The organism is Dehalococcoides sp. (assembly GCF_041654235.1).
Lineage (GTDB): Bacteria > Chloroflexota > Dehalococcoidia > Dehalococcoidales > Dehalococcoidaceae > Dehalococcoides > Dehalococcoides mccartyi_B.
In genome coordinates this window covers 1-16482 of sequence record NZ_JBAZDW010000033.1, presented here as the reverse complement: position 1 = coordinate 16482, position 16482 = coordinate 1, and the positions used below count along the sequence as shown (strand labels likewise).

The following is a 16482-nucleotide window of genomic DNA, read 5'->3' as shown; positions in this document are numbered from 1 at the left end:
ATATCACACTCAGGCAGCTTTGAAATAATCTTGAAGCTGTCTTCGCTGATTGTACTGCCGGCAGCCGCCAGTACTTTGCCTTTTTCACTGATTTCAGTCTTCAGTTTAAGACCAACCAGTTTTTTATCATTATTTTTCAGTTTTGAATAAACCTTGCGGTAAGGGGTCTCCACAAAGCCGTAGCGGTTAATCCGGCTATAGGTAGCCAGAGAACCGATAAGACCAATGTTCGGGCCTTCAGGTGTCTCAATGGGGCAGATACGCCCGTAATGAGAGTAGTGAACATCACGAACATCAAAGCCGGCCCTCTCGCGGGAAAGACCGCCGGGGCCCATGGCAGACAGACGGCGTTTATTGGTTATTTCAGCCAGAGGGTTAGTCTGATCCATAAACTGGGAAAGCTGTGAACCGCCAAAGAACTCCTTAACGGCTGAAACCACAGGGCGGATATTAACCAGAGCACTGGGTGTAACCATTTCCAGATTAACAATGCTCATCCGTTCACGGGCAACTCTTTCCAAACGCACCAGCCCTATGCGGAACTGGTTTTGAACAAGTTCACCTACAGTGCGGATTCTTCGGTTGCCCAAATGGTCAATATCATCCGGAGTATCCTGGCCGTTATTGACCATGATAATCCGCTGGATAATGGCTACTATGTCTTCACGGGTAAGGGCACGGTTTTCACCAACCTCACGGGAAGGCAATTCCAGACGGCGGTTAACCTTGTAACGGCCTACCTTGCCCAGATCATAGTGCTGGGGGTCAAAGAACATTTCATTAATAAGCTTGCGGGCGTTATCCGCGTTTGGCGGATCACCTGGACGCAAGCGGCTGTAAATATCAATAAGGGCACTAATCTCATCTTTTATCAGGGGATCACGGTCAATACTGGACTGGATATAGTGGCGTTCGGGGTCATTATCAATAACCTCAAACAGGTTTAAAATATCCAGATCATCGGAATAACCTATGGCACGCAACAGGGTGCTGACGGGAATCTTGCGGCGTCCGTCAATCTTTACTGAAATAACATCACGGTTGGAAGTTTCAAATTCAAGCCAAGCACCCCTGCTGGGAATAAGGTTGGTATGGCAGAGGGGACGGCCGGTTGCCGGGTCATCTGAAATGGTAAAGTAGACACCCGGTGAACGCAGCAGCTGGCTGACCACTACCCGTTCGGTACCGCTGGTGATAAATGTACCCAAGGCGGTCATAAGGGGAATATCCCCAAAGAACAGATCAAAGGGTTCTTTGATTTCACCGGTAGTTTTTACAATCAACCTGGCCTTTACGTACAGGGGTACAGAGTAGGTCTGGTCACGCTGGGTGCATTCGTATTCGGATAAACGGGGCTCTCTGAATTCGTAGCCTATGAATTCCAGCTCCAGCCTGTTACCCACGAAGTCTTTGATGGGAGAAATCTCCTCAATCAGCTCACGGAGACCCTCCTCTTGAAACCAGACAAAAGACTGCAACTGCATCTCTATCAGGTTAGGTACATTGACAACCTCGGGTAGTTGGGCATAAGATTTGCGGATTACACCAGTGGCGGCGTCGGCCTTCGGTAACATAGATACCATGTTTGCTCCTTATTATAATCTCAAGGGACGTCGTTGCGCTAAAAAACGAAAGCGCACAATAATGCGGCTAGAAGAAAAACTTGTTGTTTTTGGTTTGACATTTTTTTTGGAGGCATAATTTGCAAATAATAATGGTACTCCTGTAAACACAGTTTGTCAAGTATTATACCATTTTTTATGTAACATAAATAGCCCGGTTTGCCAGAATAAAGTCCCCCGCCCAAAAATATTTTATTTGCACCCTTATATTCCTTATATATATAACAAAATTGACGTATATATAGCCTTGTGTTAGTATAAATCAGGTTTAAAAGTTATTTTTTGGCAGGGGTTTCATATTGCGGAAAGCCCCTTTTTCTTTATCAGATATTAAAACGAAATATTTAGCAAGAGGTTGGAAACTTTTATGACACTCCTGGAAGAAGAACTTATCCTCCACGCCTCAGACCAGGATACCCTTATTACCATAGGCGTTTTTGATGGTGTCCATCTGGGTCATCAGCACCTTATAAATGAGCTTAAAAAACAGGCTAAAGAACGCAATTTACAAAGCTGCCTTATCACCTTCAAGGATCACCCCAGCAAAGTACTCGGCCAGGACGATATAAAACTAATATTAAGTTTAGAAGAACGTAATCTGGCACTAGAGCAGATGGGGCTTGACCGTATAATAATGCTTTCTTTCACCCCTGAGATTGCCGAGATATGCGCCACTGATTTTGTGGGATACCTGCTGGACCATCTGCGCATGCAGGGTATTGTAGTGGGTTCAGACTTTGCCTTGGGCAGAAACCGAGCCGGAGATGCTACCGCCCTGCGGCGGCTGAGCCATATTATGGATTTCAGCGTTTCAGTGGTATCCCCGGTGGTAATAGAAAACCAGATAGTCAGCTCTACTGCTATACGCCAAGCGCTAAGGACAGGCAATGTTACCAAAGCCCGGCTGATGCTGGGGAGGAACTACCACCTGCGCGGGACTGTCCAAAGCGGCGCCAACCGGGGTACAAAGTTGGGATTTCCTACCGCCAATCTTACCCTGCCCGGTTATCTGGCTCTGCCGGCAGACGGTGTTTACGCCGCCAAAGCCTTTTTAGCTGAAAAAGAATATAAAGCCGTAGCAAATATAGGCTCATGCCCCACCTTCGGGCAGGAGGAACACCGCCTTGAGGTTCACTTGCTGGATTTCAAGGGAGACATAAAAGGACAACCCCTTAAAGTGGAATTTGTGGAGTTTTTGCGTTCCGAAGTCTGTTTTGCAAATGCCGAAGCCCTGAAAGCCCAAATTTCAGTTGATATATTAAAAGCCAGAGACATACTGAGGTAATACCGAATGAACCAATCTGAAAAACAGATAGACCAGATTTTAAAACGTGGTGTAGCCGAAGTAATTGTAGAAGAAGATTTTAAAAAACTACTCCTTTCGGGACGTAAACTCCGCCTTAAAGAAGGCTTTGACCCCAGTTCACCTGACATTCATCTGGGGCATATGGTAGCCCTGCGGAAACTTCGCCAGCTTCAGGATTTGGGGCATCAGGTAGTCTTGATAGTGGGAGACTGGACAGCCCAGATTGGTGACCCTTCGGGTGCATCCGTCACCCGCCCCATGCTTTCAGCCGAACAGGTAAAGGCAAACGCCAAAACCTATCTGGAACAGTTTTTCAAGATTGTAGATAAAGATAAAACCGAAGTCCGCTGGCAGAGCGAATGGTACGGCAATTTTAAACTGGAAGACGTAGTCCGCCTTTCTTCCAAATTCACCGTAGCCCAAATGCTGGCCAGAGATGACTTTGCCAAGAGATATGCCGCCGGCAAACCCATCAGCGTAACCGAACTGCTCTACCCCATGCTTCAGGCCTATGACTCCGTAATGGTGAAGTCTGACGTGGAGTTCGGGGGTACAGACCAGAAATTTAACCTGCTGGTAGGCAGAGAGCTTCAGGAAATGGTGGGGCAGAAACCCCAGCAGGTACTTATGGTGCCAATACTGGTAGGTACTGACGGCGTCCACAAAATGAGCAAAAGCCTAGGTAACTACATAGGCGTAGCCGAAGACCCATCAGATATATTCGGCAAGTGCATGTCTATTCCGGATGAACTGATACTCCAGTATTTTGAACTGGTAACGGATATACCCGACCAAGAAATAGCCGATTTCAAGGCTCAGATGGAAAACGGGCAGGTAAACCCCATGATACTTAAAAAACGCCTTGCCAGTGAGCTGATAACCCAGCTTTATAACGCAACTGCCGCCCAGGAGGCTGATGCCCGGTTTACCCGGGTGGTACAGCGGGGCGAGATACCGGAAGATATGCCGGAATGCCGTCTGGAAAACGGGCAAAACACTGGTGTAATAGATTTTATTATCCTTTCAGGTCTGGCTAAAAGTAAAAGCGAAGCCCGCCGCCTGCTTGAACAGGGTGCCGTAGAAATAAATTCCGAAAAAATATCTGACCAAAATACTCCTGTAAAATGCGGAGACATAATAAAAGCCGGCAAGAGACGTTACTCCAAAGCTATTTAAAATTTTGCTAAAAGTAATATTTTTTATATACTAAAGGTAATATTAAAAAAGGAGCCAGTATGCAAAACCTGAGAATTCCCGGACCTACCCCCTGTCCTGAAGAAGTCTTAAAAGCCATGGGCCAACAGATGATAAACCATCGCGGACCCGAAATGGCCGCTATCATGAAAGAGGTAGCTGAAAAACTGAAGTATTTCTTCCAGACTAAAAATGATGTCTTGGTGCTCACTGGCTCAGGTACCGGCGGCCTTGAGGCCGCGGCTGTCAACTTTTTGTCCCCCGGTGATACCGTACTTAGCGTTTCCATAGGCGTATTCGGCGAACGTTTTGCCAAGATTGCTTCCATTTTCGGGGCTAAAATAATTGCCCTGAATTTTGAGCAGGGCAAAGCGGCAGACCCGGCTTTGGTTAAAAAAGCCTTGACCGAACACCCCGAAATAAAAGCGGTGCTGGTTACCCACAACGAAACCTCCACCGGTATTACCAATGACCTTAAGCCTCTGGCATCTGTAATCAAGGGCGCCGGCAAATTGCTGCTGGTAGATGCCATTTCCAGCCTCAGTTCCATCAACCTGCCGGTTGATGAATGGGGTTGTGACGTAGTTGTTTCCGGCTCACAAAAAGGCTGGATGGTTCCCCCGGGTTTGGCTTTTATTTCCGTCAGCCCTGAAGCATGGAAGGCCAATGCCGAATCCAAGATGCCCCGTTTCTACTGGGATCTGGCCAAACACAAAGCCAGCATTGAAAAAGGCCAGACACCCTGGACTCCTTGTGTTTCAGTTATTGTAGCTTTGCATACAGCTCTAATTATGATGGAAAAAGAGGGTATGCAGAATATCTTCAAACGCCACCAGAAAATTGCAGACTTTACCCGCAAGGGCGTCAAGGAACTGGGGTTGACCCTGCTTGCCGAAGAGAAATACGCATCCAACACCGTGACCGCCATTGTGGCCACTGAGGGGCTGGATGTAAAGAAGCTCTTAAAGATAATGCGGGAAGAATATAACACCGTACTGGCCGGCGGACAGGGCCCTCTGGAAGGCAAGATTTTCCGTATCGGCCATCTGGGCTGGGTAACTGAAAATGATATTAAAGTTACACTGGATAACCTTAAATTAGCCCTGCCCAAGGCAGGTTTCAGGAGTTAAAATGAAAAAAGTACTGGTAAGCGATGCACTCTCCGCAACAGGGTTAGCCCCTCTTAAGGAGATTGCACAGGTAGATGTAAAGACCGGCCTTAAACCGGAAGAATTGATAAGCATTATCGGTGAGTATGACGCCCTGCTGGTACGCAGCCAGACTCAGGTCACCACTGATATTATCAACGCAGGCAAAAAACTTCAGGTTATCGGCCGGGCCGGCGTGGGCGTAGATAACATTGACCTCAAAGCCGCCACCGGTAATGGTATTATCGTGGTGAATGCCCCCACCGGCAACACTATCTCCGCTACCGAACATACACTGGCCCTTATGCTGGCTATGGCCCGCCATATTCCCAGAGCCAACGCCAGTTTAAAATCCGGCCAGTGGAAACGCAATGAATTTGTGGGCTCTGAACTGAAGGGTAAAACTCTGGGTATTGTAGGCTTGGGTAATATCGGTTCTGAAATAGCCAAACGCGCCCTGGCCCTTGAAATGCGGGTTATAGGTTATGACCCGTTTATATCTATGGAACGTGCCAAAAAACTGCAGGTGGAACTGCTGCCTTTTGAAGACCTGCTGAAGCAGGCTGACTTTATCACCCTGCATGTTCCCATGACCGGTCAGACCAAGGGCCTTATCGGACCCAAGGAACTGGAAATGATGAAACCCACCGTCCGCCTTATCAATACCTCCCGCGGCGGCATTATAGATGAAGAAGCACTAGCCAAGGCCGTTAAGGAAAAGCGCATCGGCGGTGCCGCTATTGACGTATTCTCCAAAGAGCCATGCACCGAGAGCTGCCTCTTTGAGTGTGATAATATTATCGTTACCCCTCATCTGGGGGCTTCCACTGCCGAAGCTCAGGAACTGGCCACCTCTGACGTGGTCAAACAGGTAATAGATGTATTTGAAGGCCGCCCCGCCCGTTATGCCGTAAATGCACCCTATATTTCGGCTGAAAGCCTGCCAGTAGTCGGCCCCTTCATGCCGGTTGCCCGCACAGTGGGCAGTCTGGTAAGCCAGCTGACTGATGGCCATATGAAGAATGTTACCATCAAGTACTGCGGTGAACTGGCCGCTTATGATACCACTGCCCTGAAAGCTCTGGTTCTGGGCGGTATACTTGAACATATCAGCGAAGAACGGGTGAACGTGGTTAATGCTGATATCGTAGCCTCCCAGCGAGGGCTGGGTGTAACCGAACAAAAAGAATCCACCTGCCAGAATTTCTCCAGCCTGATTACCGTTACTATAGATACCGACAACGGCAAATCCAATACTGTCGCCGGCAGTCTGGTACGGGGTGATGTTCATATTGTAAAGCTGAATGATTACTGGATAGATATTGTACCCACCGGCGGTTACTTTCTGTTTGCAGACCATATAGACCGCCCCGGACTTATCGGCTCTGCCGGTAAGATAACCGGTGATGCGGATATAAATATAAGCTATATGCACCTCAGCCGCCAGAAAGCCCGCGGGCAAGCCCTTATGATACTGGCTCTGGACGAACCTCTGCCGGAAAAACAGCGTCAGCAGCTGCTATCCCTGCCGGATGTTCAAATGGTTCAGGTAGTAAAAATCTAGCTTCTCAGTCTTTGGGAAACATAAGCAAGGCTACCGCTTAAATTGCTGGTAGCCTTGCTTATTTGAGGGGAAAAATGAAAATTGGGGTACTGGCCCTGCAAGGGGCATTCCGTGAACATCTAAATATGCTGAGTACGCTCGGAGCAAAAGCGGTGGAAGTGCGCAAGGCCGAAGAACTGCCAGAGCTTTCGGGGTTGATTATACCCGGCGGTGAAAGCACCACCATAACCAAGCTCCTTGATATATTTGGCATGGCAGAGCCCATAAAAGCTTTAGCAAAAAAGGGAATGCCCATTTGGGGTACCTGTGCCGGCATGATTTGCCTTGCCAAAGAACTGCCGGGAGATATTTCCGGAGTCAAACCGCTTGGGCTCATGGATATTACCGTCCGCCGAAATGCCTTCGGGCGGCAGGTAAATAGCTTTGAAGCGATGCTGAAGGTAAAAGGACTGGATGAAGCTGATTTTCCGGCGGTATTTATCCGCGCCCCTCTGGTAGAAAAAACCGGCAAGGGTGTTGAAATACTGTCCAAACTGCCGGACGGCACTATTGTAGCCGTAAGGGAGAATAACCTGCTGGCTATATCGTTCCACCCCGAACTCTCTGGGGATAACCGCTTTCATAGGTACTTTGTCCAAATGGCTAAAACTTATAAAGCCTGATTAAATATTTATGTAAATTAATAAAGGGGAGGTTTTAACCTCCCCTTCTTTGTTTTAATAACCCGATAGCTTACTTCTTGGCAATTGCCTCTGATTCAAAACGGTAAACTACCAACCCGGAGGGTAACTTCGGGAAAAAATAAGTAGATTTACGGGGCATGCGGTCTGATACATCTGAAATAGCCTTGATAACCTCGGCCTTCATGGGCTTCAGAATAAAGGCCAACTGGAACTCACCTGACTTTATCCGCGAAACGACATCATTACGGTCAAAATTGAAAGCTATGCGCGGGTCTTCCACCGTCTTCAACCCCATAAGCTCTTCAAGGATAATATGGTCAAGTATGCTCACGTCCAGTTTTTTGTAAATATCCGAATGGAAGTAAGGCATGAGTTTGCTGGCAGTCTCCAAATCCCTCAGCGTCAAAATGGTAAAGTTTTCAGTGCCTCCCAAACCATACATGACCAGACGGATTTTACCCTCTTCTTTAAAGGCTTTGTCTAAAGTATCCCAAGCCGCAGGCAGTTTGGCAGGTATAGTTGTTACGTCAAAGAACGAAGCCAGTTTGGTCTGCAGGTTTGAAAGAGTACGTGCATCCATACCGCCCAACAGACGATGAGCCGGCAAAACTACCAAACCGGGGTCGGCAAAATCTACCAACGTCATCATTACAAAATTAACCGGATCATCAGAGGGTAACTGCGGGTTACCAGCCAGACGTTCACGCCTGTAGGTCAGAGCACTTTCATAGCGGTGATGCCCGTCTGCTATATAGACGGGTTTCTTATCAAACAAAGCAGTTACCTTGGATATGGCTGATTCATCAGTTACTACCCAGAGTTCGTGGCGTTCGCCTTCAATATTCATACTGACGGTGGGTTTGCCGCCGGTCTGTATTTCCAGTACCCGGTTTATATCTTTTTCAGTATCCTGATACAGTCCGTATACCGGGCTGGTATTGGCACGGACGGCTGAAATAAGGTTAATTCTATCCCGTTTGGGTTCGGCGAGTGTGCCTTCGTGGGGGCGGATAACCATCCTGTCCCATTCCTCAAGCCGCACTCTGGCAATAATACCCCGCCTTTTGTACTGTTTGCCAAACACACTGAAGTAATGGTCATGTATATATATGGCCGCCTTTTTTTCGGCAGTCATTACCCGTTCGCCAATCCATTTTTCCAGTATGGCAGCTGCCCGGGTATAGCGGTTATCTACAATATTATCCTGAGGGGTGGGCTGGCTGTATTCAAGACGTATATAGTTATAGGGGCTACGCTCTTTAAGGGCCTTTTCCTGTTCAGGGCTGATAATGTCATAAGGCGGACAGATAACATCTGCCATATCATCAACAAACATAGGGTTATAACGTAATCCATGAAAAGCCCGAACTTCAGCCATTCTTCTAGCTCCCTCTCACAAAAATCTGGTTTTAGTTTAACTTAGAACGGCGTCTGACGCAAGCCCCCGTTAAACGTAAGGGGCTATACTTTTGTACTTGCTCTAAACATAGGCTGTGATATACTAATAACCTGTATGGAAGATATGTTTTCCCCCTTGATTGAAGTAGAAAACCTAAGGCGTGAAATAAACCGCCATAACCAGCTATATTACGTTCAGGATAATCCTGAAATCTCTGATGCCCAGTATGACACTCTAATCCGCCGCCTGAAAGAACTGGAGGAAGCCCACCCCGAACTGGTTACCCCGGACTCACCCACCCAAAAAGTCGGGGCAGAGCCGCTTAAAGCTTTCGGGATTGTAAACCACCCTTATCCGTTACTTTCTCTGGCAAATGCTTTTTCAGATACAGAACTGGAAGCTTGGTACCAGCGGGTAAAGAAACTGCTGGGCAATATTCCTTTCCAGATAGACTGCGAGCCCAAAATGGACGGCCTGGCGGTAGCCCTTACCTACCGGGACGGAAAATTTGCAACCGGTGCTACCCGGGGTGACGGATTTCAGGGTGAAAATATTACCCGAAACCTGCGGACTATCCATTCCATACCATTAAACGCCGAACCAAACGCACCCCCTGTTTTTGAAGTAAGGGGTGAAGTATATCTTTCCAAAAATGGCTTTGCCAAACTCAACCGCGAAAGGGCGGATAAAGGGCTGCCCCCTTTTGCCAACCCACGCAATGCCGCCGCCGGTTCACTCCGCCAGCTTGACCCGTCAGTTACGGCCGAAAGACCGCTGGATATATTTATTTATGCTTTAGGATATTCAGAAGACAGCCTACTGCCTGACAGCCACTGGCAAATACTGGATTATTTCAGCAAAATTGGCTTTAGGATAAATCCACTTAACCGCCTGGTAAACACCCTGGAAGAAGCCAAAGAATATTACCGCCAGATGGCAGCAAACCGGGCTTCACTGCCTTATGAAGCAGACGGAGTAGTTTTCAAGGTGGACTCCGTCTCTCTGCAACACCGGCTGGGGGACGTAGGTCGTGAACCCCGCTGGGCCATAGCCTATAAATTCCCGGCTGAACAGGTCATGACCCGCCTGAAGAAAATAGGCATATCTGTAGGCCGTACAGGTACATTAAACCCCTTTGCCGTACTTGAGCCGGTAAATGTGGGCGGAGTAGTGGTAAAACAGGCCGCCCTGCATAATGAAGATGATATACTCCGCAAAGATATCCGCGAAGGAGATACGGTCATTATCCAGCGGGCAGGTGAAGTAATACCTGAGGTAGTTGCACCGGTACTGAGTAAACGCAACCCCGAATCAAAACCCTTCAGAATGGAAGAATCTCTGTTTAACCCGAACCTTAACCGCCCTGCCTGCCCGGTGTGCGGCGGGGAAATATACCGCCCCGCAGGCGAAGCTATGCACTACTGTGCCAACGTTTCCTGCCCCGCTCAGTTTGAACGCCAGCTTGAACATTTTGTTTCCAGAGGGGCTATGGATATACGCGGTATCGGCGAAAGCCTAAGCGTAATACTGGCACAGCAGGGGCTGGTGAAAAACGTATCGGACCTGTACTACCTGACCACCGCTGATTTACTGCAACTGCCGCGTATGGGTGAAAAAAGTGCGGATAATATAATAGACGCCATTGCAGACAGTAAAACCCGCCCGCTGGATAGGGTAATATTCGGTCTGGGTGTACGCCACGTGGGCAACGAGACCGCCACCCTGCTCTCAAGACACTACGGGAATATATGGGCACTGGCTAAAACCGGTCTTGGTGAACTGCAAACTATACCTGATATCGGTGACAAAATAGCCAGCAGTATCGTAGCGTATTTCAGCGAAGAAAAAAATGTGGCTGTTATCCGCCGTCTGGAAGAAGCAGGCGTACGGCTTACTTCAGACCAGAAACCGGTAAACAAAAATATGCCATTTTCCGGCATGGAGTTTGTAGTCACCGGCAAGCTGGAAAGTTTCAGCCGCGAAGAAGCACAGGAAAAAATCCGCTCACTCGGCGGTACAGCCAAGGATAACGTCACCAAAGCAACCAGCTATTTGGTAGTGGGTGCAGATGCCGGCTCCAAGCTGGCCAAAGCCCGAAGTATGGGTGTAAAAGAGCTTTCCGAACGGGAATTTATAAATATGCTGGAGCAATCTTGATGAAACTTATTATCGGACTGGGAAATCCCGGCAAAGAGTACTCAGGCAACCGCCACAACGTAGGTTTCCAGTGCCTGAGCCGCTTTGCTAAAGAAAATCATATCAGCTTTGATAAAAAATGCTGCCTCTCCCGCACCGGCTCCGGCCGTATAAATGACGAGGAAATAGTGCTGGCCAAACCCCAGACATATATGAACCTCTCCGGCAAGGCCGTCAATCAGTTGCTTCGCCGCTACAACCTGAAAGCCACTGATATTATTGTAGTTCAGGACGATCTGGATTTGCCGGCAGGCAAACTCCGCCTGCGTCTGGGAGGGAGCGCCGGCGGGCATAACGGGGTTTCTTCTATTATTACAGACATTGGCACCAAGGAATTTATCCGCCTCAAGATAGGTATCGGCAAACCGGATGCCCGAAATAACGGGGCTGAAGTTGTAGACCACGTACTGGGCAACTTTGGCGGCGAAGAGCGGGAGATTATAGAAACTGCTATTGCCCGGGCCGCCGAAGCACTCGCCTGCTTGATTACTTCCGGGCTGGATACTGCATCCAACCGTTTCAACTGCTAAATCTTTGCCCCAAATAGTAAGGGGGTGTTATAATTCCCTTGCCTTCCATGAAGAATAAACATATATTTGTTGCCGTAATTGGTGCTTCAAAGGCCACCTCTGAAGAAGCCCGCTTGGCCGAAGAAGTAGGCAAAGAGCTTGCTCTAAGGCAAGTTACACTTGTCTGCGGGGGTATGGGCGGGGTAATGGAAGCCGCCTGCCGCGGGGCTTCCTTGAACGGAGGGCTGACCATAGGCATACTGCCGGGAAACAGCCGTGAAGAGGCTAATCCTTACGTCCAAATCCCCATTGTAAGCAGTATAGGTTTTGCCAGAAATATCATGGTGGTCAAATCTGCCCAGGCAGTTATTGCCATTGGCGGGGCTTATGGCACCTTATCCGAGATAGCTTATGCCCTTCAAATCGAGCTGCCGGTAATAGCTTTAAACAGCTGGTCAATGAGTCAGAACGGCAAATCTGACAGCGCTGTAATAAAGGCCGAAAATGCCCTTGAAGCGGTTACCAAGGCTCTGGATTTAATAAACTAATACAAGTGCGAGGTAATTGTGTCTGCAGTAGTCAAGTCTATCAAGGCCAGAGAGATACTGGATTCCCGTGGCAACCCCACAGTTGAAGCTGATGTAGTTCTGTCTGACGGTTCTTTCGGCAGAGCAGCTGTACCTTCGGGTGCTTCTACCGGCAGCCATGAAGCAGTAGAACTGCGTGACGGAGACAAATCCCGCTACAACGGGCTTGGAGTACACAAAGCAGTTGCCAATGTAAATACCACTATCGCCTCAGCCATATCAGGTTTTAAAGCTTCAGACCAGCAAGGACTGGATAACCTGCTTATAGAACTGGACGGCACTCCCAACAAAGCCAAGCTGGGGGCTAACGCCATGCTGGCCACCTCACTGGCAGTTGCCCATGCCGCAGCCGCATCCCGCCATATGCCTCTTTATCGTTACCTGAATAACTCCGAAGAATATATCCTGCCCGTACCTATGTTCAACATACTGAATGGAGGCAAACACGCCTCAAACTCCACTGACTTTCAGGAGTTCATGGTAATGCCGGTAGGTGCAAAGAGCTTTGCCCAGGCACTCCAAATGGGAACAGAGGTTTACCACAGCCTGAAAAAAGTGCTCAAAGGCATGAACCAGAACACCACCGTAGGTGATGAAGGAGGTTTTGCCCCTTCCCTCCCCACCAATAAAGATGCCGTAGAAGTAATATTGAAAGCCATCGAAAAAGCCGGCTACCGTCCCGGTGAAGATATATTCATAGCCCTTGACCCCGCTTCAAGCGAACTCTATCAGGACGGCAAATATACTCTGGCTACCGAAAACAAGACCCTGAGCAGTGCCGAAATGGTGGACTACTGGTGCGGCTGGGTAGAAAAATACCCCATAATCAGCATTGAAGACGGCCTTTTTGAAGATGACTGGGACGGCTGGAAACTGCTTACCCGAAAAATCGGCAACAAGGTTCAGCTGGTGGGTGACGATTTTTACGTTACCAATATAAAACGTCTGGACAGAGGCATAAAAGAGAAAGCCTCCAACTCCATACTTATTAAACTGAACCAGATAGGCACTCTGTCTGAAACTATTGCGGCTATCAAAATGGCCAATAACGCCGGCTGGACAGCCGTAGTCAGCCACCGTAGCGGTGAAACCGAAGATACTACTATTGCAGATTTGGCTGTAGCTATGAAAGCCGGGCAGATAAAAACCGGCGCTCCCTGCCGCTCGGAACGCACTGCCAAATATAACCGCCTGCTTCGCATTGAAGAGGCACTGGGCGGAAAGGCCAAATACCCCGGGAAAGATGCCTTTTTTAACTTGAAATAAAAAAAGAGGATGTATGAGCCTGCCTGGCCAGACGGGAACAAGCTTTAAACAGCCCGACAAATGGGACTGCTACAAGTTTGAGTGCCTTAGTGACTTCCTCGGGGAGTACGCCAAGTCTGTCAGGCAGCCCACCGGTTATCTGGAGGCTTTCGCGGGGAGCAATCAGTCTGTCTGTGCGGGCATAAACTGCCCCAGAGAAGCCTGCCATATATTAAAAGGGAAAGAGAGCTTTTTCAACCAGATAATACTGCTGGCCCAAAGCGAAACCGCCTTGGCAGCCCTGAGAAAACCCTTACTGCCCGCCCGTGCAGACGTGCTTTCGGGCAGCTTAATAAACGAAGAAACCCTGCAAAAAGTGCTGGACAGTTTCCCCCGAAGCGAGGCCGTATTTATCCTGCTGGAACCGCCCGGCTTTCACCACCTGCGATTCTCCAGCCTGAAAAAGCTGGCACTCAGGGGGATAGACAAAGACGGCCGCAAACCGGATATGCTGCTGGTGCTGCCGCTGGAGATGTCGCTGATACGTAACCTGGGGCGGCTGGATTGTCAGGACTCCATCAGCCGTTTTTTCGGGCATGATAAATGGATTGATATCCGCCAAGACTGGTATACTAAACGCATAAATACCGAAGAAGCCCGCAAACGGCTTCTGAAACTCTATTTGGCAGGGTTTAAAGACATGGGCTATAAACATGTTGTACACAAAGAGCCCGCTAATGCCGGCTCACCCGCCCGTTATCAACTGGCGGCGGTCTCTGACCGGCTAAATTTTAAAAATATGCTGGATACCATATGGGACAAAGAACGTTTCCTGAGCTGTGAGCTGTTTTGAAAAATAACGGACAAAATAAATATATCGGCATCACTACCACTGTACCCATAGAAATACTCCTTTCAGCAGGCTACAGCCCGCTGGATCTGAATAATATTTTTGTTTCAGACCCCAAGTCTGACAGGCTTATCCGTCTGGCTGAAAAAGACGGCTTCCCTTTAAACTGCTGCGCTTGGATAAAAGGCATCTATGGCGTCTGCCTTGATAAGGGCATCAGCGAGGTTATCTGCGTAACCAGCGGTGACTGCTCAAATACCCAGATGCTCAGGGAAGTTTTAAACCTGAAAGGCATCCGCACCATTCCCTTTGACTTCCCCACCGAACCTGACCCCGCAGAAGTAAAAGCCTCTCTTGCTAAACTAGCCCTCAGGCTGGGCACTACTCTGGAAGCGGCTGATGAATGGAGAAAAAGGCTTTTACCCGCCAGAGAACTGGTACATAAGCTGGACTATCTCTGTTATGCCGATAATAAGGTCTCGGGTTTTGAAAACCACTACTGGCTGGTATCCAGCTCAGACTTTAACGGTGATTATGTAAAGTACCAAGCCGAACTTCAAAAACTGCTGAACACAGTCCAAACCCGCACCCCTTACCCTGCGACCGAATTGCGCCTGGCTTATCTGGGAGTGCCTTCGGTATTCGGTGAGGAGCTTTACCCCTACCTTGAGCAAAACGGAGCCAGAGTGGTATTTAATGAAATTCAGCGGCAGTTCAGTCTGCCGGATGGCGGCGCTGATATTTCGCAGTCTTACACCGCCTATACTTACCCCTACCCTATGGAATACCGCCTTAGGGATATACAGACCCAGCTTGCGGAGCGTAAGATAGACGGCATAATCCATTACGTTCAGGCTTTCTGTCATCGGGCTATCGGTGATATTATACTAAGGCAAAAACTGCCGCTTCCCATACTCACGCTGGAAGGCAATGCGGATTTCGGTTTAAATCAACATCAGAAAACTCGGCTGGAGGCCTTTCTGGATATGCTGAAAGCCAAAAAGCAGATGAATTTATAATTTACGCGAAGGGGGATTAACATGGTAACCAGAATCGGTATTAACGGGTTCGGGCGAATCGGGCGTATTACACTGCGGACTATAAACCAGTACCACCGCGGCGAACTTGAAGTAGTAGCCGTAAATGATCTGGCAGACAATAAATCCAATGCCCACCTTTTAAAATGGGACTCAACCTATGGCAAATACGACGGTACAGTTGAATCTGATGATTGCTCCATAATAGTAGATGGCAAACCCATTCGGGTTTTCAGTGAACGCGACCCCATGCAAATCCCGTGGGAAACCGCAGGCGTAGATTTGGTTATTGAATCTACCGGTCTGTTTACTGATGCCAGCAAAGCCGCTGCCCATCTCCGCGGAAGTGTTAAGACCGTGGTTATTTCAGCCCCGGCTAAGGGTGAGGATATCACCATAGTCATGGGTGTAAACGAAGACAAATATAACTGCAATACTCACCGCATTATCTCCAATGCCTCCTGCACCACCAACTGTGTTGCCCCTCTTATAAAAGTGCTCCATGACAAATTCGGGGTTAAAAAAGGTTTCATGACCACCTGTCATGCCTATACCAATGACCAGAAAATACAGGACATGTTCCACAAGGATATCCGCCGGGCCAGAGCCGCCGCCGTAAATGTCATCCCCACCACTACCGGTGCCGCCAAAGCGGTAGCTTTGGTCCTGCCCGAACTGAAGGGCAAACTGGACGGCATTTCATTCCGCATACCCTCAGCCAGTGTCTCACTGGTAGATTTTGTGGGTGAACTGGCCAGAGATGTAACAGTAGAAGAAGTAAATGCCGCTTTCAAAGAAGCCTCTCAAGGCAAGCTTTCAGGTATACTGGAGTACTGCGAAGAAGAGCTGGTCAGCAGTGATTTCAAGGGTAATCCCGCCAGCTCTATCATAGACGCCCCCAGTACCATGGTTCTGGGCGGAAATATGGTAAAAGTACTTTCATGGTATGACAATGAGTGGGGCTATTCCACCCGTCTGGGAGATTTGATAGCCTATATTGCAAAAAAATAAAACTAATAACTTGAGCATAGCTAAACGTAAGTTGTTGACATGCTAAAGCTAATAGTTTAGAATTTAGCCCGATTAACGGAGGACAAAATGAAATTAATTGTAATAGGCCTTGGGCAATGCGGTAGCCGCAT

The 16482-nt window shown here is 48.5% G+C and carries 13 protein-coding genes and 1 pseudogene; 12 read left to right on the top strand and 2 right to left on the bottom strand.

What is annotated here, in order from left to right; genetic code table 11:
* A pseudogene (locus WC259_RS05345) lies at positions 1–1583 on the bottom strand (DNA-directed RNA polymerase subunit beta); the annotation flags it as partial.
* A 406-nt stretch (positions 1584–1989) separates the two neighbouring features.
* Between WC259_RS05345 and WC259_RS05340 the strand changes: the two are divergent.
* From WC259_RS05340 to pdxT, 5 genes are all read left to right on the top strand, one after another.
* Positions 1990–2907, top strand: a complete 918-nt coding sequence (locus tag WC259_RS05340) for a bifunctional riboflavin kinase/FAD synthetase (RefSeq protein WP_015407640.1) — start codon at positions 1990–1992, stop codon at positions 2905–2907.
* A 6-nt stretch (positions 2908–2913) separates the two neighbouring features.
* Complete coding sequence (tyrS, locus tag WC259_RS05335) at positions 2914–4104, top strand: tyrosine--tRNA ligase (RefSeq protein WP_012984257.1); 1191 nt, start codon at positions 2914–2916, stop codon at positions 4102–4104.
* A gap of 59 nt (positions 4105–4163) precedes the next feature.
* A complete protein-coding gene (locus tag WC259_RS05330) occupies positions 4164–5252 on the top strand; it encodes an alanine--glyoxylate aminotransferase family protein (RefSeq protein ID WP_011309114.1) in 1089 nt (362 codons plus the stop codon).
* A 1-nt stretch (position 5253) separates the two neighbouring features.
* Positions 5254–6834 (top strand): phosphoglycerate dehydrogenase, encoded by a 1581-nt coding sequence (gene serA, locus WC259_RS05325; protein WP_015406996.1) that lies wholly within the window; start codon positions 5254–5256, stop codon positions 6832–6834.
* A 74-nt stretch (positions 6835–6908) separates the two neighbouring features.
* Positions 6909–7496 carry a pyridoxal 5'-phosphate synthase glutaminase subunit PdxT gene (pdxT, locus tag WC259_RS05320; protein ID WP_078983056.1) on the top strand — a complete coding sequence of 196 codons (588 nt, stop codon included), beginning with the start codon at positions 6909–6911 and terminating at the stop codon, positions 7494–7496.
* Positions 7497–7566: 70 nt separating this feature from the next.
* Here the strand turns inward: pdxT and WC259_RS05315 are convergent, their stop codons facing one another.
* Positions 7567–8895: a DUF1015 domain-containing protein gene (locus WC259_RS05315; protein WP_011309111.1), complete on the bottom strand. Its 1329-nt coding sequence runs from the start codon at positions 8893–8895 to the stop codon at positions 7567–7569.
* A 144-nt stretch (positions 8896–9039) separates the two neighbouring features.
* Here WC259_RS05315 and ligA point away from each other — a divergent pair, with 144 nt between their 5' ends.
* The 7 genes from ligA to gap are packed head-to-tail and all read left to right on the top strand — an operon-like array spanning position 9040 to position 16351.
* Positions 9040–11073 carry an NAD-dependent DNA ligase LigA gene (gene ligA / locus WC259_RS05310; protein ID WP_372643484.1) on the top strand — a complete coding sequence of 678 codons (2034 nt, stop codon included), beginning with the start codon at positions 9040–9042 and terminating at the stop codon, positions 11071–11073.
* A complete protein-coding gene (gene pth, locus WC259_RS05305) occupies positions 11073–11642 on the top strand; it encodes an aminoacyl-tRNA hydrolase (protein ID WP_011309109.1) in 570 nt (189 codons plus the stop codon). Before ligA ends, pth begins: the two co-directional genes overlap by 1 nt.
* Positions 11643–11689: 47 nt before the next feature.
* Positions 11690–12169 (top strand): TIGR00725 family protein, encoded by a 480-nt coding sequence (locus WC259_RS05300; RefSeq protein ID WP_011309108.1) that lies wholly within the window; start codon positions 11690–11692, stop codon positions 12167–12169.
* 18 nt (positions 12170–12187) lie between these two features.
* Positions 12188–13474: a phosphopyruvate hydratase gene (eno, locus tag WC259_RS05295; protein WP_372643478.1), complete on the top strand. Its 1287-nt coding sequence runs from the start codon at positions 12188–12190 to the stop codon at positions 13472–13474.
* Between the two features lie 13 nt (positions 13475–13487).
* Positions 13488–14306, top strand: a complete 819-nt coding sequence (locus tag WC259_RS05290) for a hypothetical protein (RefSeq protein WP_372643475.1) — start codon at positions 13488–13490, stop codon at positions 14304–14306.
* Positions 14303–15322, top strand: coding sequence for a 2-hydroxyacyl-CoA dehydratase (locus WC259_RS05285; protein ID WP_012984251.1), 1020 nt, complete (start codon positions 14303–14305; stop codon positions 15320–15322). Before WC259_RS05290 ends, WC259_RS05285 begins: the two co-directional genes overlap by 4 nt.
* Before the next feature lie 21 nt (positions 15323–15343).
* Positions 15344–16351 (top strand): type I glyceraldehyde-3-phosphate dehydrogenase, encoded by a 1008-nt coding sequence (gap, locus tag WC259_RS05280; RefSeq protein ID WP_372643472.1) that lies wholly within the window; start codon positions 15344–15346, stop codon positions 16349–16351.
* The last annotated feature ends 131 nt before the right edge of the window (positions 16352–16482 follow it).